The organism is Agrococcus sp. Marseille-Q4369, from assembly GCF_018308945.1.
GTDB lineage: Bacteria > Actinomycetota > Actinomycetes > Actinomycetales > Microbacteriaceae > Agrococcus.
On the sequence record NZ_CP070501.1, the window covers coordinates 1171035 to 1189075 of the forward strand.

Consider the following 18041-nt stretch of genomic DNA (forward strand, 5'->3'; position numbering starts at 1 on the left):
AAATATGCGCCTCAGATCGTCAGGACGAGTCGCGAGGCTCGAGAAGAGCTCGGTGACTTGGTGCGTCAGTTCCGCGAGCGAGGGGCGGGCGCCGCGCCGCTGATCTTCGGAGCGCACCGTCGCCCAGAGGCGGCCATCATCCCGTTCGATCTGTACAGAGAGATCGTGCCGGTGCTCGAGGATCTCGAGATCGCGCGGATCGCACGAGCACGTCTGGCGAGCGGCGAGACGGAGTCGCTCGATGAGCTCGCCACGGAGCTCGGCGTGGCGCTGCCGCAATAGTGGCGCTCAAGCTCGTCGCGGCTCCTGGTTTTCAGCAGGACGTCTACGACCTTCCGACGCTCGCGTTGCGGAAACGAGTGACGGAGCTGTTGGCGAGCGTCGCGAACGGCGAGCTTCACGGCATGCCGCTCGATCGTCGAGTGGCGACCGGCGACCTCTCGGACTGCCGCAAGCTGTACTTCGACGAGGACCCTCGCAACCAGAAGTCGAACTACCGACTTGTGTACCGCTTGACCCCGGACGAGACGACAGCAGTCGCGGCGCAGGCGGTCGCCGTCGGCGAACGGTTCGAGCTCGACGCGTACCTGCCCGCCCAGCGCAACCTCGGGCGGGACGGCGCATAGCGAGCGATGAGATCCTGGGTTGGTGACCCCCGCGGAATCTGACATTGCCGCATCGACGGATCGCGACCTCTCGACCAACGATGCTGTGGCCGACGATGCCCCGGCCACGAGCGTCGACCCGTGGATCCTCGAGGCCGAGCGCAGCGCATCCGCACCCCGGTTCCGCCCGCCCGCGCTCGGTCCGGTACCGAAGGGGCCGGTCTACCTGCTGGGACTGCTCGCGGCCCTGCGTGCAGCCGGGCTCGTGCTCGTCGCCGAGGCGATCGCGCGCGGCATCGGCGCGCTCGCGGCGGGCGACCTCGCGGCCGAGACCACGCGGCTCATCGTCGTGCTCGGCATCGCCGGCGCGCTGCTGCGCGCGGGCGCCGAGTGGGCGACGTCGGTCGTCGCGCGGCGCATCGCGACGTCGGTGAAGCAGCGCATCCGCGGGCGGCTGTGGCGGCAGATCGCGGCGGGCGACGCCACGGGCGGCGGCACCGCCGTGCTCGCCGCCGACGGGCTCGACGACCTCGACGACTACTACGTGCAGTCGCTGCCGGCGACGATCGCGGCAGCCGTCGTGCCGCTGCTCGTCGGCGTGCGCGTGCTCGGCGCCGACTGGCTGAGCGCCGTCATCATCGTCGTGACGATCCCGCTCATCCCCTTCTTCATGATCCTCATCGGCCACCACACCCAGCAGCGCACCGACGAGGCGCTCACGGCGCTCACCCGCCTCGCCGACCACCTCGCCGAGCTCGCGCGCGGCCTGCCGGTGCTCGTCGGCCTCGGCCGCGTCGACGAGCAGGCGAAGGCGCTCGAGCAGCTGCAGGGCCGCTACCGCGAGCGCACGCAAGAGACGCTCCGCTGGGCTTTCCTCTCGGCGCTCGCGCTCGAGCTCGTCGCGACCATCTCGGTCGCGATCGTCGCCGTCTTCCTCGGCTTGCGGCTCCTCAACGGCACCATGGAGCTCGAGCCCGCCCTCGTCGCGCTCATCCTCGCCCCCGAGGCGTACGCGGCGCTGCGGCAGGTGGGCACCGCCTTCCACGCCTCGCAGGACGGCCTCTCGGCGCTCGACCGCTCGCGGGAGATCCTCGAACGGCCCGCGCCCGCCGACGTGCGTGCCGCATCCGACTCCGGCCCCATCCGCCTCGAGTCGCTCTCGGTGCAGTACGCCGGCCGCGACGCCCCGACCCTCGCGGGCATCAGCGCCGAGCTCACCGGCATCGTGTCCATCGCGGGACCCTCCGGCGCCGGCAAGTCGACCCTCCTCGGCGCGCTCGCGGGCGCGCTGCCCGCCGACGCCGTCGTCAGCGGCCGCGTGCACGGCGTGGGGGCGGATGCGGTGGGCTGGGCCCCGCAAGCACCTCGCGCGTTCGCCCGCTCGCCCCGCGCCGAGCTCGCGCTCTACGGCGCCGATCCGCTCGCCGCGCTCGACGAGCTGGGGCTGGGTCACGTCGCCGACGCGGCCGTCGCGGAGCTCAGCCCCGGCGAGCAACGGCGCCTCGCCGTCGCGCGGGCGCTCGCGCGAGTCGATGCCGGAGCCCGACTGCTCGTGCTCGACGAGCCGACCGCGCACCTCGACCGCGCCTCGGCCGAGCGGGTGCGCGCGGCGATCCTGCGACGCGCCGACCGCGCCGTCGTGGTGCTCGCGAGCCATGAGCCCGAGACGACGGCGCTCGCGACGATGACCGTGCCGGTCGGCGCCTCTCCGCTGGCTGTCCCTCCGCTCGCTGAGGAGCGGGCGGCCGCCCTCCCGCTGGCTGAGGAGCGCGCAGCCGCAGGCCGCGTGCGTCTCGAAGCCATTGCTGCCGCGGACGGTCTCGATACGCCCAGCGAGAAGCGTGGGCCGCGCCTCACCATCCGCTCCCTCATCCGCCCGCACTTCGCATCGTGGGCCGGCTCGATCGCGATGGCGGTCATCGCCGTCTCGATGGGTCTCGCGCTCACGGCCGTCTCGGGCTGGCTCATCGTGCGGGCGAGCATCGAGGAGCACATCATGATGCTGCTGCTCGCGATCGTGGGCGTGCGCGCGTTCGGCATCTTCCGCTCGGTCGGCCGCTACGCCGAGCGCCTCCTGACGCACGACGCCGCCTTCAAGGTCGTCGACCTGCTGCGCGTGCGGCTCTGGCGGTCGATCGCGGCGCGCGGCGCGGGCTCCCGGCGGCTGCTCGAGGGCGGCGCGCCGCTCGACTACCTCGTGACGCTCGCCGACGAGCTGCGCGACCAGCTGCCGCGCGTGCTGCCTCCCATCGCGGTCGGCGTGCTCGTGATCGCCGGCACCGGCGTGACGACGGCCTTCACCGCGCCGCAGCTCACGTGGATCGTCGTGGCGACGCTCGCGATCGCGACGACCGTGGCGTCGGCGCTCGCCATCTGGTCCGAGCGCGGCGCTGCCGCCGCTCGCGTCGGCGCCAAGTCGCGGATCGTGCGCGGCACCGCTGCGCTCGCCTCCGCCACCCCGGACTTGCGCGGCAACGGCGTCGAGGGCGCGGCGCTCGCGCAGCTCGACGACGCGAGCGCCGCGCTCTCGACCGCCGAGCGGCGCGGCGCGTGGGCCGCGGGCCTCGGCTCGGCCGTCGTCACCGCCGCGCTGGCGGCGCTCGCGTGCCTCGTGCCCGTGCTGGCTCCGACGTTGACGGCCGAAGCCGCATCCGTCATCGCCCTGCTCACGCTCGCGCTGCTCGAGCCGCTCGGCGACCTCGTCGCCGCCGCGCACCGCGTGCCGGCGCTGCGCGCCGCGCTCGCGCGACTCGCGCCCGTGCTTCGGCCCGCGCCGCAGCCGGAGTGGGGCGACGCCGAGCCGCCTTCGCCCATCGCCGCGGTCGAGCTCGACGAGGTGAGCGTGCGCTACCCCGGCATGTCGCACCCCGCCGTCGCCGACGTCTCGGGCCGCGCGGAGCGGGGCCGCTGGCTCGTGCTCGACGGCCCCTCGGGCTCGGGCAAGTCGACGCTGCTCTCGGCGATCATGGGTGCGCTGCCGGTGGAGCGCGGCGCCGTGCGCGCCGCTGCCACCGCCACCGCCTCCGCCACCGCCTCCGCCACCGCCTCCCCCGCCGCGCCCGCCACCGTCTCCCCCACCGCCTCCGCCTCCCCCACCGCAGATGTAGGGCGAGTCGCTGACATGGCGGACGCTTCGCAGCGACACGCCCTATACGCGGCTGCGAGCGCGGCGGGCGGCGTGCCGCTCACCGAGCTCGACGAGCGCGCGTGGCGCTCGCGCGTCAGCTGGTGCCCGCAGGACGCTTACGTCTTCGACTCGACGCTCCGCGGCAACCTGCTGCTCGCCCGCACGCGCGATGATGCGCCCGACGAGGCCGCGATGCGCGCGGCGCTCGAGCAGGCCGGGCTCACGCGGCTTGTCGACTCGCTCGGCGACGGCCTCGACACGCGCGTCGGCGCGGGCGGCTCGGCGCTCTCGGGCGGCGAGCGCCAGCGGCTCGCGGTCGCCCGGGCGCTGCTGACCCGCGCGGACGTCATCCTGCTCGACGAGCCGACCGCCCACCTCGACGCTCCGACGGCCGCGGCGATGATGGCCGACGTGCGCGAGGCGACCGCCGATCGCGTCGTGGTGCTCGTCTCGCACCGCCACGACGACCGCTCCCCGGTCGACGCGGTCGTCACGCTCGCGTGAAGCGTCGCCAGCGCGACGGGGTGCCTCAGAAGGGACGCAATCCGAACGCGTCAGCTACCGCCTGCAACTCGGGATCCTCCAGTCGGATCGGCTGGCGCTCCCGCTCCGCAATCGCAGTACCGTCGAAGATGGCGAAGCACTCTCCGCCGGCGATCCTCGACTCGTAGCGGATGCCGCCGTACAGCGGGCCTTCGTCGTCACTTGCGCCATAGGCCCACGCGGCAATGAGCCGCGTCACTCGACGGTCGCGCCCGCGCACAGTGCCGAGGTCGAGATCAGGCACGTCGAGGGCAGCCAGCTCTGTCGCGAGCTCGCGCTGCAGCGCCTGATGGGTCCTGATGGCATCCGCGTCGACGAACGGAAGCGGGTCGATCAGCTCGAACCTCACGATCGAGCGCTGTGCGCGCCAGTCTCCCGGGACTCCGCCGACAACCATGAAGCTCGCGTCCTCGCGCTGCATCCTGGCGAGGATGCCGGTGGAGGGCCTGAACCTCGCGAGCGTCTCTTCGAAGCAGGTTCGCAGTTCGGTCGATGCGTAGAGGACTCCGCCGCCGGGCACGTCGAATCGATTGCCGCTTGACGAGCTCAACGCGTCGATGGGATCGAGCCTCGAGAACCTGAGAGGGTCGGCGGACCGCCCGATCCTGACGAGCGCGCGGCTGGCGACTTCGACGAGCGCCGGCGCTGAGGGATCAGCCACCCTGCACGAAGGCTCGGGCTGCCGCGATGGCGTCGCGCGACCGATCGTCCGCAATGGCCTCGGCAGGCGACAGGTCGTCGAGCTGCGGGTTCATGCCCATGAACCACGCGCGCACGGTCGCCGGCGCCTCGACCTCCGCGACGACCTGCCAGACGGCGTAGGCGGCGAGAAGTCGACGCTCTGGGGCGAGCTGCGGCTTCGACGTGCCCCTCGCCCAGCGATCGACGCTGCTCGGGTCAGCGCCGACGGTGATTGCCAGCAATTGCCGCCCGAGGTGCTCCGCGAGGAACCCCGCCGCCTCCTGCGCCGTGACAGCTGCCGCTCGAGCCGCCGTCGACCGGTGCGTGGCCTTGATGTTCATCCTGACCCCCTCGTCGTCGTTCCCTCAGTCTACGTCTCTTCTGCGCGCTCGGTGCGCGTTTTTTGCCGCTATGAACGTCAACGCTGTTCGCGCGATGCAACTGCGCCGGACAACGTGCCGCGATACCGAGGTACCGAATTGTCACCTGCCGTCGCTCCGAGCGGCACATCGGTACTACCCAAGGGGATGGGTGGTACCAATCTGTCGCATGACGCGCCCGTCAAGCGACCATTCGGCGCCACCCTGCCGAGCGCAGCCGCCCTAGCGCATCCGTGGCCGATGTGCGCGAGGCGACCGCCGATCGCCTGGTCGTGCTCGTCTCGCACCGCCATGACGACCGCACCTCCGACCACACGGCGCTGCGCCTGCGCTGACCCGCGCGTCGCAACGATGTGCACGGTGCTGCGGTCGGCCCCGCCTCGAAGCCGCAAGAGCGTGCACATCGAAGTTCGAGGCTGGTCGCGAGCCGCAGCCATGTGCACCGACGTGCGGGCTGCGGCGCGTCCGAGCCGCAAGAGCCTGCACACGGATGCGCGGGCCGGTGCGCCGGCAGCTGGGCGCCCGCAGCTGCGCGGCAACGCCCTACGCGACGAGCCGCTTGAAGCGATCGCTCCCCCGCGACGAGCCGGTCGCATCGACCTCGGCGCCCGGCACGCCGCTCGCGCCGACGTGCAGGATCGCCCGCGCGAGCACCTCGTCGCGCACCTCGCGGCGCGCGTGGTCGTCGGCGAGCATCTCGACGAGCGCGGCGACCTCGGCGTCGGCGAGCGCCGCGACCGGGAACCACGGCAGCGCCGAGCGCCACGCGCGGAACGCGAGCAGCAGCAGGTCGTGCCGCTGCTCGACGTGCGCCCGCTCGTGCGCGATCACCGCGACGAGCTCGTCGGCGTCGAGCCGGTCGAGCAGCCCCTGCGAGAGCACCGTCACCGAGCCGGCGCCGCGCGGCAGGCAGTAGGCGACCGGCACCGCATCGTCGAGCACGCGGGTGCGCGCCCGGGTCGGGTGCGGCGACGAGAGCATGTCGAGCAGCTGCAGGTGGCGGCGGCGCTGCGCGGTGACCTGCACGATCGTCACCGCGAGGTGCGAGAGCAGGTAGATCGTGAAGACCGCCGCCGGGATCGCCGCGAACCACGGCTGCCCCGGCGCGATCGCGAAGCCGGTGAGCGCGAGCGCGCCGATCATCGACAGCCCTCCCGCGAGGCCCACGGCCTGCCACACGAGCAGCGCGATGACGGGCGCGCGCATCGGCCACGCCGCGCGCGAGAGCCACACCGGCACGGGCCACGCGAGCATGAGCGCGACGAGCCACAGCATCGCCGCACCCCAGACGATCGCGCCGTGCGGGATCACGAGGGCACCGCCGGGCACCGCGGCAGCGGCGATCGGCGGCACGGGCACGAGCGGTCCGCTCAGCTGTCGCCGCGGAGGAGCTTGCGCAGCACGGCCGCATCCTCTTCCGACACCGCGCCGACGAAGCGCTCGAGCACGGCCATCCGGTCGCGCGACTCGCCCAGCACCTCGTGCATGAGCTCGGCGACGTGGTCGGCGCGCGAGGCGACCGGCGAGTAGCGGTAGGGCCGCACCGTGCGGTCGGAGGCGACGAAGCCCTTCTTCTCGAGCCGCGAGAGCACCGTCAGCAGCGTCGTCGCCGCGAGCGGGCGGCCGGCAGCTTCGAGCTGCTGCTGCACGTCATACGCCGAGAGGGCCTCCGTCGAGTCCCAGACGGCGTCCATCACGACGCGCTCGAGCTCGCCGAGCGCGGGCATGTTCTTCCGCATCGTGCCTCCCGGCCCAGTGTGACGCATCCGTCGTGATTCCGATTCTACAACGAGTCGAACTTCTTCTATGCTGTGTAGAAGAGGTTCTACGCGCCGTAGAACCCAGCGCAGCAGAGGAGAGCCGGCGTGGAAGCGCTCGACATCGCCCGATGGCAGTTCGGCATCACGACCGTCTACCACTTCATGCTCGTGCCGCTCACCCTCGGGCTCGGCATGGCGATCGCCGTCATGCAGTCGATCTGGGTGCGCACCGGCGACGAGAAGTTCCTGCGCATGGTGAAGTTCTGGGGGAAGCTCTACCTCATCAACTTCATCCTCGGCGTAGCCACCGGCCTCGTGCAGGAGTTCCAGTTCGGCATGGCGTGGAGCGAGTACTCGCGCTTCGTCGGCGACGTCTTCGGCGCCCCGCTCGCGCTCGAGGGGCTGCTCGCGTTCTTCGCCGAGTCGACCTTCCTCGGCATCTGGATCTTCGGCTGGGGGCGCCTCCGCAAGGGCCTGCACCTCGCGGCGCTCTGGTGCGCGGTGATCGGCTCGTGGCTCTCGGCCTACTTCATCATCGTCGCGAACTCGTGGATGCAGCACCCCGTCGGCGTCGAGATGACCGCCGAGGGCCGCCCGGTCATGACCGACATCTGGGCGGTGCTGACGAACAACACGGCGATCGCCGCCTTCACCCACACCATCTTCGGCGCCCTCATCGTCGCCGGCATGTTCCTCATCGGCATCTCCTGGTACCACTTGTGGCGGCGCCGCCACGACGGGATCGACACGACGGATGCGTCGGGTCGCGTCATCGTCGGCGAGGCGGCCTCGGTGCCGGGTCGCGACCGCACCGACCACGGGGTGTGGCTCTGGTCGCTGCGCGCCGGCGCGGTCGTCGCGATCGTCGCCTTCGGCGGCACCGCGCTCACGGGCGACTGGCAGGGCAAGCTCATGTACGAGCAGCAGCCGATGAAGATGGCCTCCGCCGAGGCCGCCTGCCACACCGGCTCGTCGTTCTCGGTGCTCTCGATCGGCGACCCCGGCACGACCGATTGCCGCGACGTCATCACGCTCATCGAGATCCCCGGCGTGCTCGGCTTCCTCGGCACCGGCGAGTGGGGCGCCGACATGCCCGGCATCGTCGACCTCGAGCCGCAGTACATCGACCAGTACGGCGAGACGATCCCCGACGACGAGCTCTACGGCTCGTTCGCGGGCACCGAGGTGAAGTACGTGCCGCCGATGTGGGTGACCTACTGGGGCTTCCGGCTCATGATCGGGCTCGGCGGCATCACCGCCTTCGGCGCGCTCGTCGCCCTGTGGCTCACGCGCCGCGGCACCGTGCCGTCGTCGCCGTGGATCATGCGGCTCGCGATCCTCGGGATCCTCGCGCCGTTCGCCGGCAACATCGCCGGCTGGATCTTCACCGAGATCGGCCGCCAGCCGTTCGTCGTCGCGCCGAACCCCGACCCCTCGGGCATCGACGGGGTGTTCATGTTCACTGCCGCAGCTGTCTCCCCCGGCGTCACGGTCGGCGAGCTGCTCTTCTCCGTCATCACGCTCACCGCGGTCTACGCCGTGCTCATGGTGGTCGAGATCTTCCTGCTCGTGAAGTACGTGCGCGGCGGGGTCGCGAGCGCCATGCCCGAGCTCGCGCCGCGGCACGACCGCGGCGACGACCCGAGCGACCGACCTGGCGGCGAGCGGGACGACGTGCTCGCCTTCGCCTACTGACCGCCCGACCGCACTGGAGGCATCCGCCATGGAACCGCTCACCATCACCTGGTTCGTGCTCATCGCCGTGCTCTGGATCGGCTACCTGCTGCTCGAGGGCTTCGATCTCGGCGTCGGCATGCGCATGCTGTTCGCCTCGCGCGACGAGCGCGAGCGCCGCGTCATGCTCAACACCATCGGGCCCGTGTGGGACGGCAACGAGGTGTGGCTCATCACCGCCGGCGCCGGCACGTTCGCCGCCTTCCCGGAGTGGTACGCATCCCTCTTCTCGACGCTCTACGTGCCGCTCACGCTCGCGCTCGTCGGGCTCATCCTGCGCGCCGTGTCGATCGAGTGGCGCGGCAAGGTGCACACGCAGCGGTGGCGCTCGGCGTGGACGGCCGGCATCGGCATCGGCTCGCTCATCGCCGCCTTCTGCGTCGGCGCGATGCTCGCGCTCACGACGCTCGGGCTGCCGATCGACGGCAACGGCGACCGCGTCGGCGGGCCGTTCGTGTGGTTCGGCTGGCCGGCGATCGTCGGCGGCCTCGCGGTCGTGGGCTTCTCGCTCGCGCACGGCTCGACGTTCCTGGCGCTCAAGGCGGATGGGTCGGTGCGGTCGCGCGCGGCCGTGTTCGCCGAGCGGTGGTCACCCGTGTGCCTCGTGCCCGCGGCGATCTGGGCCGTCTGGGTGCAGCTCGAGCATGGCGGCAACCCGCTCTCGTGGGCGCTCGTGCTGCTCGCGGTGGTCGGCGGCGCGTGCGGCTGGGTGCAGGCGCGGGCGCGGCGCGAGGGACTCGCGTTCACGGGCTACGCGGCGTTCGGGCTCTTCGGGGTCGCGGCGATCTTCGCGGGCGTCTTCCCGAAGGTGCTGCCCTCGACGATCGACCCGGCGTTCGACCTGACGCTCATGAACGCGTCGAGCAGCCCGTACACGCTCGGCGTCATGACGGTCATCACCGCGGTGAGCCTGCCGATCATCCTCGGCTACCAGGCGTGGAGCTACTGGGTGTTCCGGCGCCGCGTGACGCCCGGCATGATCCCCGACGCGCACATCGTGCTGCCGGCGATCCTGCGGGACCGCGACCAGGCGTCGCCGACGGCGTAGCCGCCCCTCCACCCGGCGGCCGTGCCGCAAAGTGCCAGCACTTTGCTGTTCTGAAGCGTCCAGACCGCAGAGTGTCGGCACTCTGCCGTGAGCGCGGCCGTTGATTCGAGCCGACACATTGCGTCTCAAGATCAGCGCGACGATGATCGACGCCGGAGGTGATCCATCCTGTCCACTTCGGAGGCGATAACGCTCCACGAAGCGATGCGGCTCGTGCTGGCGGCGGATGGACGCCCGATGAGCAGTCGTGAGATCGCGGACGCGGTCCACGCGCGCGGCCTCTCCTCGCGGCGAGACGGCAAGGCTATCGGCGCATCCCAGGTCAGCGCGCGTGCGCGCCAGTACTCAGACTTGGTCGCACGGAGCGGGGGTCTGCTCCGGTTGCGCTGAGGCGCCGGGAGCTCCGCGGTCGTCGCGCTCGCCGCGCCGCGCCGCGCCTGACCCGCCTCGCTACACGGACGTGTTCTCGGTAGCCGGACCCGATATCTCGGGTCCCGCTGCCGAGAAGGGGTCCGCTCCGCCTAGCAGCAAGAGCCGCAGCAGCCAGCACGAGCCGCCGCGTCAGGCCTGCGACGCCTCGGTCAGCTCTTCAGCTTGCGCAGCGCTGAGCCCTTGTGCGCCGCCAGGTGGTCGGTCTTGTCGCTCTTGATCTCGTACTGCGGCTCGTCGCTCGACGCGCGCCGCGTGCGCCCCATGAACTCGAAGTCGCGCTTGTGCACCTTCGTGATCGTGCCGCGCACGCGGCCCGCCTCGGAGTTCCAGCTGACGTGGTCGCCGACCTCGAAGTCGCTCATGCCGCCATGGTGCTCCGCGCGGCTGGGAGGGCGCCGTCAGTACGCGCGCACTGCTGCGCGTGCCGGCCGTGCGCCATGAGACGGCGGGCGACTCAGCGCTGCTCGAAGGGAAAGCCAGGAGCTTTGACGTGCTCGTTGAAGTAGCGGCCGACGCTCTCGCCCGCTTGCGCCGCCGCCATGAGCCCGGTGTAGACGCGCGCTGGCACGAGGAAGTAGCGGTAGACGTCGCCGTCCTCGAACTCGACCTCGAGCGTGCTCGAGCCCTTGTCGTAGCCGATCGAGCGCAGCACGCTGCTCGTCACCGGCGCTCGCTCCACCACGCCATCCTGCACCGCCCCGCGGGACGCGGAAAGCCCCGCCGAAGCGGGGCTCTCCAGGATGTGGACCCGGGGGGAATCGAACCCCCGACCTTCTCATTGCGAACGAGACGCGCTACCAACTGCGCCACGGGCCCGGACTGGAACAGCGTATAGGACGCTGGGCCGCTCGACGAAATCGAGCCGAGCGCGGCCCGGCTCGTCCTCGGGAAACGCTGAGCGCACCATTGTCGACCGGTGTTACCGAACACTGTTGCATGAGGCCATGGACCGAGCGATCCCTTTCGTCGTCAGCACCGTCGCGATCGTGAGCGGGCTCGCGCTCGCCGCGATCGTGCTCCTCGCGTGGCAGCCCTGCGCCGGCGTCGGCCTCCCGGCCACCGGTGAGAGCGCACCCGCGTGCGCGGCGATCGGCGACGCGGGCCCCACGGGATGGATCGGCGGGCTCTGGCCGTTCGCCCTGATCGTCGCGCTCTACGCCGCCTTCCGGGCGGTCGCGACCCACTGGACGGCGGGCACGATCGCCGCCGTGCCCGTGCTCGTGCTGCTCACGATCGCCGCGAACCCCGCGGTCGAGTCGACGCTGCTCGGCCTCCGGGCGACGTCGACCGGAGAGCCGCCCTGGACGGGCTCGCTCACCGCGCTCGTGCTGCTGCTCGCCGGGCTGCTGCTCTCGTCGACCGTGCCGCGCCACGTCGCCGCGCGCCGGCCCGGCGCCGCACGCGTGCAGCTCGTGCAGGCCTGAGCGACAGACCTCTCGCGTCAGCCCACGCGGCGCGCGAACGCCGCGTGCACGTCGACGCCCGCGAGGTCGTCGTCGATGAGGCCCATCGAGGCGAAGCGCGACCCGCTCGTCGCGGGTGCCCGGCGGACGGGCTGCTCGCGGCGGATGGGGTGCTCGTCCTGCTGCGTCTCGAGCGGCAGCTCGGCGCGCACGACGTCGAGCGCCTCGGCCTGCGCGACCGCCTCCTGCACCGGCAGCTCGCGGATCGGCACCGCGGGCTGCGTCGGCGCGAGCCGGCGCTCGGTCTCCGTCTGCGCGATCTCGCCCGTGACGATCTCCTCGAAGCTCGGCTCGAGCCTGGTGACGCGCGCGACCGGGCCCGAGAGGGCGCGACGGTCGGCGGCGAGCTGCTCGCGAGCGCGCTGCAGCAGGTCGTCGCTCGCCTTGTACTCGACGCGCACGCGCTGCTCGGGCACGGGCTGCGGCGACCACGAGCGCGACTCGAGCACCTCGGCGGTCGCGAGCCGCGCGATGCGCCCCGACTGGCGCGCGACGACCTGCTCGGCCATCCGCTCCTCCGCCGCGACCGCCTCGGCGGCCACCTTGCGCGCCTCGACGACCGTGCGCACCTGGGGCGCCGTCGACGCCGCGACCCGACGCATCCGCTGCGCCGACGCGTTGACCGCCACGAGCCCGACCACGCCGAGCACCGCGACCACGGCCCCGACCGCGACGAGCACCTGCATGCCGGGCAGCAGGGCGCCGGCGACGACGCCGAGCAGCGCGACGAGCACGAGCGCGAAGCACGCGAGGCGCGTGCGGCGCAGGCGCTGGGTGCGCGACATCGACGACTTCACGGCCGCGCGCACCTCGCGCTCGACCGCCTTGATCTGCTCGTCGAGCTCGCGGGCGCGAGCGACGGCCTTCGCGTGCTCGAGCGCCTGCTTGAGCCGCTGCTCCTTGGCGACGGCCTTCTGCTGCACCGCGACGGTGCGGGCGTCGACCTCGAGCCGCACCTCCTCGGGCGCCTCCTGCGACTCCGCCATGATGCGGAGCGTCTGCTGCAGCCGGATGGCGTTGCGCTCGGTCGCGAGGTACTCGCGCTTCCGCGTCCACACGGGCACGAGGTAGGCGACCCAGAGCACGACGGCGACGATGAGGACGAGTGACGTCCCGAGACCTGCGAACTCTGGCATGGCCAGCACGGTATCTTTCCGCGACCGCAAGACCGGGGAGGTCGCGCGGCGGTTCGCGACGCGTCGCGCGCGGATCTACGCGGAGCGGTCGGCGCGCGGGTCGCCGCCGACCTCGACCGGATACACCGAGCGGTCGAACGGCGGCACTCGGCCGGCGAGGAAGCGCTGCAGCACGGGCTCGGCGAGCTCCTCGCGCACGAGCGCGAAGCACAAGTGGTCGCGCCAGTCGCCGTCGATGTGGATGTAGCGGCGACGGCAGCCCTCGTAGCGGAAGCCGAGCTTCTCGACCACGCGGAGGCTCGCGAGGTTCTCGGGCCGGATGCACACCTCGACGCGGTGCAGGCCGAGGCCGAGCATGAGGTGGTCGGTGACGAGCGCGACCGCGATGGTCGTCGCGCCGCGGCCCGCGAAGCGGCGCGCGACCCAGTAGCCGAGGGTCGAGGAGGAGAGCGCGCCGCCCGAGATGTTCGCGACGTTCAGCTGCCCGGCGAACTCGCCGTCGACCTCGATCGCGAAGGCGAGCCCCGTGCCCTCGCGGTCGGATTCGAGCAGCGAGCGGATCGACGACTTCGTGTCGAAGCGGCCGCTCGGCCGCGAGCCCGGGAGCGTCGCCTCCCAGCGCTCGAGCCACGGGCGATTGGCGATGAGCTCGCCCTCGAGGGCCTTCGCGTCGCGCAAGCGGATGCCGCGCACGGTCACCGGCCCGTGCGAGAGGCGGGGCGCGCTGTCGAACACGAGACCGAGCCTAGACCGGCGCGGGCGGATCGGCGCTCGATCGACGGCGGCGCGGGTTGACCAAGCGGATAGGCTAACCACGGAGGTGGTCGCATGGCGACGGTCAACATGCACGAGGCCAAGACGCACCTGTCAGCGCTCGTCGCGCGCGCCGAGCGCGGCGAGGACGTCATCATCGCGAACGCCGGCACGCCCCGAGTGCGCCTGGTGCCCGTGCGACCGGCGGCGCGCGCCTTCGGGCGAGTCGCGCTCGACGTCCCGGACGACTTCGACGACCCGCTGCCCGAGGATGCGCTCACCGCATGGGAGTGAGGCGACTCCTCGACACGCATGTGCTGCTGTGGCTCGTGAGCACGCCCGGACGCGTGCCCGAGCCGCTGCGCACCGAGCTCGCGGAGCAGGAGGAGACGATCCTCGTCTCGTCGGCGAGCGCGTTCGAGATCGCGACGAAGCAGCGGATCGGCAAGCTCGACGCGAGCGCGCTGCTCGACCGGTGGGACGACGAGCTGCGCTCCGCAGGACTCGCCGCCCTGGCGATCACGTCGGAGCACGCGCTCGTCGCGGGGCGCCTCGAGTGGGAGCACCGCGATCCGTTCGACCGCCTGCTGGCAGCGCAGGCTCTCGTCGAGTGGCTCGAGCTCGTCACCGTCGACCCGGCGTTCCGCGCCGTGCCCGAGCTGCGGACGCGCGGGTGGTGAGCGCCGAGCATCTCGATGCGGCCCTGCTGGCCTACGCGATGACCGGGAGCACGCTGAAGTTGTCGCGGAAGAGGTTCTCGGGGTCGACCTCGGCCTTGAGCGCCCGCAAGCGCGCGAGCGTCGCGGGCGGGAACGCATCCTCGAGCCGTCCCGGGCGCTGATCCGTCTCGAACGAGAGGTAGAGCCCGGTTGCGTGGGGTGCGACGAGCGTGTCCCATGCGGCGTCGAGGCGCGTGCGGTCCGCCCCGAAGGCGATGACCGAGAACTTCGCGTCGCGGTGCGCGAACGCCGTGGCATCCGCCGGCACGTCGGCGATCGCGCCGCCCATCGCGCGGATCTGGAAGAAGTAGTGCGCGCCGGCTTCGAGGAAGCGCGCGAGCGCTCGCGCGACCTCCGGCGTGATCGAGCCGATGAGCGCCGAGCGTGTCGTCGGCTCCCCCTGCCCCCGGTGCGCGCCGACGGGGGCGTTGTCGATGACGCCCGCGTAGCTCGACCGCACGACCTGCTGGCCGACGAGCGGCGCGATCGCGGCGAAGGGCTGCAGGTGGCCGACGATCGACTCGGGGTCGGATGCGTCGACCGCGATCATCGCCTGCGCGATGCGCGGCTGCCGGGGCCGGTCGCCGCCGAGCAGCAGGAACGGCGTCACGATCCGGTCGCTCGCCTCCGTCACCGCGCCGAAGCGCTCGAGGAAGTCGGCCGTCTCGCTCGCGTCGAAGGCGAGCTGGGCGAAGCCGATCTCGCCGACCGGCTGCGCGACCATCTCGAAGGCGACCGCGACGCCGAGGTTCCCGCCCGCCCGCGCATCCCCCAGTAGAGCTCGGGGTGCTCGTCGCGGGACGCGCGCACGAGGCTGCCGTCGGCGAGCACGACCTCGACGGCCTCGATGTGGTCGATCGTGAGGCCGTGCTCGCGGCCGAGGAAGCCGACGCCGCCCGCGGTCGCGAGCCCGCCGACCCCGACCCCGCCGTAGTCGCCCGAGGAGATCGCCCAGCCGTGCTCGTCGAGCACCGTCGCGACCCGGCCCCACGTCGCGCCCGCGCCGATGCGCACGAGGCGACGCGACGCATCCACGACGTCGATGCGGTCGAGCGCGCTCAGCTCGATCACGATGCCGCCGTCGTTCGTCGAGCGGCCCGAGATGCCGTGCCCGGCCGAGCGGATGCTGAGCGGCACGCGCTCGCCCGCGCCCTGCTCGCGCGCCCAGGCAAGGGCCTCCGCGACCTGCGCGGGGCTCGTCGGGCGCAGCACGACGCCCGGCGCACCGCCGCGGAGGTAGGTGTTCTGCAGCTCGGGGTACTCCCACGAGCCCGGCTCGACCGCCGTCGCCGTGAGGCTCGCGGGGATCGACGCGTAGTCGAGCGCCTCGGAACGCAGCCGCAGCGCCGCCGCCGGGAGCGAGCCGGCCGGCTCGGTGCCGCGCTCGCGGCGCTCGGCGGCGACCGCCGCGCGCACCGCGGGCGCGACCTCCTCGATGAATCGCTGCATGAGCGCCGGGTCGTCGGCCATGACGATGAAGGTGCTCATGCCGTCCTCGAGCGCGAGGTCGGTGAGCTCGCGCACCCACTGCGAGGGCGGGCCCTGCAGCGGGCTGCCGGCCACGTCGCGGAACGCACCGCCGATGTTGAGCAGCCGCTTGATCTCGCGCGGGTCGCGGCCCGCCTTCTCAGCCGCCGCGTCGATCGTGGCGTTGCCGCGCGCGAGATCGCCGGGCTGCAGGTAGCCGAGGCTCGGCAGCCAGCCATCACCGAGCCTGCCGGTGAGGCGCAGCATGCGCGGCTTGTAGGCGCCGATGTGGATCGGCAGCCGGTGCGCGGGCCGCGGCCCGCGCTTCGCGCCCGCGACGCGGTGGTGCTCGCCGTCGATGCGGAGGCCGCCCCGCTCGGTCGTGTCCCAGATGCCGCGGATGATCGCGATCGCCTCCGCGAGCGCGTCGACGCCCTGCCCGGGCGTGAGCCTCTCGCCGCCCATCGCGGCGATCGCGTCCCAGAAGCCGCCGGAGCCCAGGCCGAGCTCGAAGCGACCGCCGGTGAGCAGGTCGAGGCTCGCGGCGCTGCGGGCGAGCACCGCCGGCTGCCGCAGCGGCAGGTTCGCGACGTTCGGGGCGAGGCGGATGCGCTCGGTCGCGGCACCGAGGTACGACAGCAGCGTCCACGTGTCGAGGAACGCCGGCTGGTACGGATGGTCCTGGAACGTCGCGAGGTCGTAGCCGAGCTGCTCCGCGAGCTGCGCGAGCCGCACGGGCTGCTCGGCGGGGGCGTTCGTCGGCGTGATGAAGACGCCGAACTCGATCTCGTGGCCGTAGTCCATGCAGGGTGCAACTCGGAGTGGGCCTGGAAGCATCCCGCGCTAGATTCACCGGCATGAGCGAGCACGATGACGAGACCGCGGTCGAGGACGCCAAGCGCGCGCTGCGCCGCCGGCTCCGCACCGAGCGGGCCGAGCGCGGCGAGGACTTCGCCGCCGAGCGCTCCCCCGGCCTGACGGCCAACCTGCAGCGCCTCACCGAGCAGCTCGGCGCCCGCACGATCTCCGCCTACCTGTCACTGCCGCAAGAGCCCGACACCCGCGAGTTCCTGCAGTGGGCGGCGAGCGCGGGCGTGCGCGTGCTGCTGCCGGTGATCCGCGCCGACGGGCTGCTCGACTGGGCCGAGCACGACGGGACCGAGACGGTGGAGGCGACCCTCGGCATCCCCGAGCCGACGTCGCAGTCGCTCCCGCCGACCGCCGTGGAGTCGATCGACCTCATGCTCATCCCCGCGACGGCGGTGGGTCGCGACGGCTCGCGGCTCGGCGGCGGGCGCGGATTCTTCGACAAGACCATCGCCGCCATGGCAGAATGTCCCCCGGTCTATGCGGTCGTGCACGATGAGGAGCTCTTCGACAGCGTTCCCCACGCGGCGTACGACCAACCTGTCGACGGCGTGGTCACGCAGTCCGGGATATTCACCACTTCGAGGAGCTGAGCCTTGCCCGTCTACGCCTACGCCTGTGCCGCTTGCGGCCACGCCTTCGACGCACGCCAGAGCTTCGACGAGCCCGCCCTCACCGTCTGCGAGCGGTGCGGCGGCGCGCTGCGGAAGCAGTACGGCTCGATCGGCGTGACCTTCAACGGCCCCGGCTTCTACCGCACCGACTCGCGCTCGACGGGCTCGTCGACCTCCCCCGCACCCGCCGCGACTGGCGCATCCAGCAAGAGTGCGTCAGGCTCGACGGCATCGAGCACCGCGTCCAGCGGCTCGAGCGGTGCGGGCACCGCTGCCTGAGCGCCGCCACTCACGAAGAGGAGGACCCCTTGGAGGGCTTCAAGAAGTTCCTGCTGCAGGGCAACGTCGTCGAGCTCGCGGTCGCGGTCGTCATCGGCACCGCGTTCACCGCGATCGTCGCAGCATTCACCGAGGCGATCATCACGCCGCTGCTCGCCCAGGCGTTCAACGCCGACGCGATCGCCGACGCGACGATCGGCCCGTTCAAGATCGGCCTGCTCATCGCGGCGATCATCAACTTCGTCATCATCGCGGCGATCGTCTACTTCGTGCTCATCCTGCCGATGGCCAAGCTCAAGGAGCGCATGGACCGTCGCAAGGGCATCACGCCCGACGAGCCGGTCGAGACCGACGTCGAGATCCTGCACGACATCCGCGAGCTGCTGCGCGCGCAGCAGGCAGGCCCGCCGCGCACCTGACCCGGCGAGTCGAC

General features: G+C 72.4%; 22 protein-coding genes and 1 tRNA gene. 12 read left to right on the top strand and 11 right to left on the bottom strand.

Features of this window, described 5'->3' with window-relative positions:
• The first annotated feature begins 60 nt into the window (after window positions 1-60).
• The 3 genes from JSQ78_RS05885 to JSQ78_RS05895 all read left to right on the top strand — a co-directional run bounded on the left by JSQ78_RS05885 (window position 61) and on the right by JSQ78_RS05895 (window position 4236).
• Window positions 61-282 carry a hypothetical protein gene (locus tag JSQ78_RS05885; protein WP_211450163.1) on the top strand — a complete coding sequence of 74 codons (222 nt, stop codon included), beginning with the start codon at window positions 61-63 and terminating at the stop codon, window positions 280-282.
• Window positions 282-626: a hypothetical protein gene (locus JSQ78_RS13820; RefSeq protein WP_249295946.1), complete on the top strand. Its 345-nt coding sequence runs from the start codon at window positions 282-284 to the stop codon at window positions 624-626. Before JSQ78_RS05885 ends, JSQ78_RS13820 begins: the two co-directional genes overlap by 1 nt.
• 85 nt (window positions 627-711) lie before the next feature.
• Window positions 712-4236, top strand: a complete 3525-nt coding sequence (locus tag JSQ78_RS05895; RefSeq protein WP_211450165.1) for an ABC transporter ATP-binding protein/permease — start codon at window positions 712-714, stop codon at window positions 4234-4236.
• Window positions 4237-4261: 25 nt separating this feature from the next.
• Here the strand turns inward: JSQ78_RS05895 and JSQ78_RS05900 are convergent, their stop codons facing one another.
• From JSQ78_RS05900 to JSQ78_RS05915, 4 genes are all read right to left on the bottom strand, one after another.
• Window positions 4262-4936: an RES family NAD+ phosphorylase gene (locus tag JSQ78_RS05900; protein ID WP_211450167.1), complete on the bottom strand. Its 675-nt coding sequence runs from the start codon at window positions 4934-4936 to the stop codon at window positions 4262-4264.
• Window positions 4929-5297: a hypothetical protein gene (locus tag JSQ78_RS05905; protein ID WP_211450169.1), complete on the bottom strand. Its 369-nt coding sequence runs from the start codon at window positions 5295-5297 to the stop codon at window positions 4929-4931. Before JSQ78_RS05905 ends, JSQ78_RS05900 begins: the two co-directional genes overlap by 8 nt.
• A 582-nt stretch (window positions 5298-5879) precedes the next feature.
• Window positions 5880-6695 (bottom strand): M56 family metallopeptidase, encoded by an 816-nt coding sequence (locus tag JSQ78_RS05910; RefSeq protein ID WP_211450171.1) that lies wholly within the window; start codon window positions 6693-6695, stop codon window positions 5880-5882.
• Window positions 6696-6706: 11 nt separating this feature from the next.
• The gene (locus JSQ78_RS05915) at window positions 6707-7063 is read right to left on the bottom strand and encodes a BlaI/MecI/CopY family transcriptional regulator (protein WP_211450537.1); all 357 of its coding nucleotides are present in this window, start codon (window positions 7061-7063) and stop codon (window positions 6707-6709) included.
• A 138-nt stretch (window positions 7064-7201) separates the two neighbouring features.
• On the opposite strand from JSQ78_RS05915, the gene JSQ78_RS05920 reads away from it, so the two are divergent.
• The 3 genes from JSQ78_RS05920 to JSQ78_RS14110 all read left to right on the top strand — a co-directional run bounded on the left by JSQ78_RS05920 (window position 7202) and on the right by JSQ78_RS14110 (window position 10268).
• Complete coding sequence (locus tag JSQ78_RS05920; RefSeq protein WP_211450173.1) at window positions 7202-8791, top strand: cytochrome ubiquinol oxidase subunit I; 1590 nt, start codon at window positions 7202-7204, stop codon at window positions 8789-8791.
• 28 nt (window positions 8792-8819) lie between these two features.
• Entirely contained in the window at window positions 8820-9878 is a 1059-nt protein-coding gene (gene cydB / locus JSQ78_RS05925) for a cytochrome d ubiquinol oxidase subunit II (protein ID WP_211450175.1), read from the top strand.
• 237 nt (window positions 9879-10115) lie between these two features.
• Window positions 10116-10268, top strand: coding sequence for a hypothetical protein (locus tag JSQ78_RS14110; RefSeq protein ID WP_502756141.1), 153 nt, complete (start codon window positions 10116-10118; stop codon window positions 10266-10268).
• A 191-nt stretch (window positions 10269-10459) separates the two neighbouring features.
• Here the strand turns inward: JSQ78_RS14110 and JSQ78_RS05930 are convergent, their stop codons facing one another.
• The 3 genes from JSQ78_RS05930 to JSQ78_RS05940 all read right to left on the bottom strand — a co-directional run bounded on the left by JSQ78_RS05930 (window position 10460) and on the right by JSQ78_RS05940 (window position 11126).
• On the bottom strand, window positions 10460-10672 hold the full coding sequence (locus tag JSQ78_RS05930; protein ID WP_211450177.1) for a hypervirulence associated TUDOR domain-containing protein: 213 nt from the start codon (window positions 10670-10672) through the stop codon (window positions 10460-10462).
• A 92-nt stretch (window positions 10673-10764) separates the two neighbouring features.
• Window positions 10765-10989 (bottom strand): KTSC domain-containing protein, encoded by a 225-nt coding sequence (locus JSQ78_RS05935; protein ID WP_211450178.1) that lies wholly within the window; start codon window positions 10987-10989, stop codon window positions 10765-10767.
• Between the two features lie 64 nt (window positions 10990-11053).
• Window positions 11054-11126 (bottom strand) — tRNA-Ala (locus JSQ78_RS05940).
• A 128-nt stretch (window positions 11127-11254) separates the two neighbouring features.
• Between JSQ78_RS05940 and JSQ78_RS05945 the strand changes: the two genes are divergently transcribed.
• A complete protein-coding gene (locus JSQ78_RS05945) occupies window positions 11255-11734 on the top strand; it encodes a hypothetical protein (protein ID WP_211450180.1) in 480 nt (159 codons plus the stop codon).
• Window positions 11735-11751: 17 nt separating this feature from the next.
• On the opposite strand, the gene JSQ78_RS05950 is transcribed toward JSQ78_RS05945, so the two are convergent.
• Window positions 11752-12909 carry a hypothetical protein gene (locus JSQ78_RS05950; protein ID WP_211450182.1) on the bottom strand — a complete coding sequence of 386 codons (1158 nt, stop codon included), beginning with the start codon at window positions 12907-12909 and terminating at the stop codon, window positions 11752-11754.
• A 75-nt stretch (window positions 12910-12984) separates the two neighbouring features.
• On the bottom strand, window positions 12985-13644 hold the full coding sequence (locus JSQ78_RS05955) for a GNAT family N-acetyltransferase (protein ID WP_211450184.1): 660 nt from the start codon (window positions 13642-13644) through the stop codon (window positions 12985-12987).
• 93 nt (window positions 13645-13737) lie between these two features.
• On the opposite strand from JSQ78_RS05955, the gene JSQ78_RS05960 reads away from it, so the two are divergent.
• Window positions 13738-13956 carry a type II toxin-antitoxin system Phd/YefM family antitoxin gene (locus JSQ78_RS05960; protein ID WP_211450186.1) on the top strand — a complete coding sequence of 73 codons (219 nt, stop codon included), beginning with the start codon at window positions 13738-13740 and terminating at the stop codon, window positions 13954-13956.
• Entirely contained in the window at window positions 13947-14342 is a 396-nt protein-coding gene (locus JSQ78_RS05965) for a type II toxin-antitoxin system VapC family toxin (protein WP_211450188.1), read from the top strand. The genes JSQ78_RS05960 and JSQ78_RS05965 overlap by 10 nt, the downstream gene beginning before the upstream one ends.
• 31 nt (window positions 14343-14373) lie before the next feature.
• On the opposite strand, the gene JSQ78_RS14065 is transcribed toward JSQ78_RS05965, so the two are convergent.
• Both JSQ78_RS14065 and JSQ78_RS05970 read right to left on the bottom strand, forming a co-directional pair.
• On the bottom strand, window positions 14374-15105 hold the full coding sequence (locus tag JSQ78_RS14065) for a BBE domain-containing protein (protein ID WP_349305136.1): 732 nt from the start codon (window positions 15103-15105) through the stop codon (window positions 14374-14376).
• Complete coding sequence (locus tag JSQ78_RS05970) at window positions 15012-16652, bottom strand: LLM class flavin-dependent oxidoreductase (protein ID WP_349305137.1); 1641 nt, start codon at window positions 16650-16652, stop codon at window positions 15012-15014. Before JSQ78_RS05970 ends, JSQ78_RS14065 begins: the two co-directional genes overlap by 94 nt.
• 53 nt (window positions 16653-16705) lie before the next feature.
• Between JSQ78_RS05970 and JSQ78_RS05975 the strand changes: the two genes are divergently transcribed.
• From JSQ78_RS05975 to mscL, 3 genes are read left to right on the top strand one after another with little or no spacing between them, the layout of a single operon-like run.
• The gene (locus tag JSQ78_RS05975; protein ID WP_211450190.1) at window positions 16706-17308 is read left to right on the top strand and encodes a 5-formyltetrahydrofolate cyclo-ligase; all 603 of its coding nucleotides are present in this window, start codon (window positions 16706-16708) and stop codon (window positions 17306-17308) included.
• Between the two features lie 3 nt (window positions 17309-17311).
• Window positions 17312-17608 (top strand): FmdB family zinc ribbon protein, encoded by a 297-nt coding sequence (locus JSQ78_RS05980; protein WP_211450197.1) that lies wholly within the window; start codon window positions 17312-17314, stop codon window positions 17606-17608.
• A 29-nt stretch (window positions 17609-17637) separates the two neighbouring features.
• On the top strand, window positions 17638-18027 hold the full coding sequence (gene mscL, locus JSQ78_RS05985) for a large conductance mechanosensitive channel protein MscL (RefSeq protein ID WP_211450199.1): 390 nt from the start codon (window positions 17638-17640) through the stop codon (window positions 18025-18027).
• The last annotated feature ends 14 nt before the right edge of the window (window positions 18028-18041 follow it).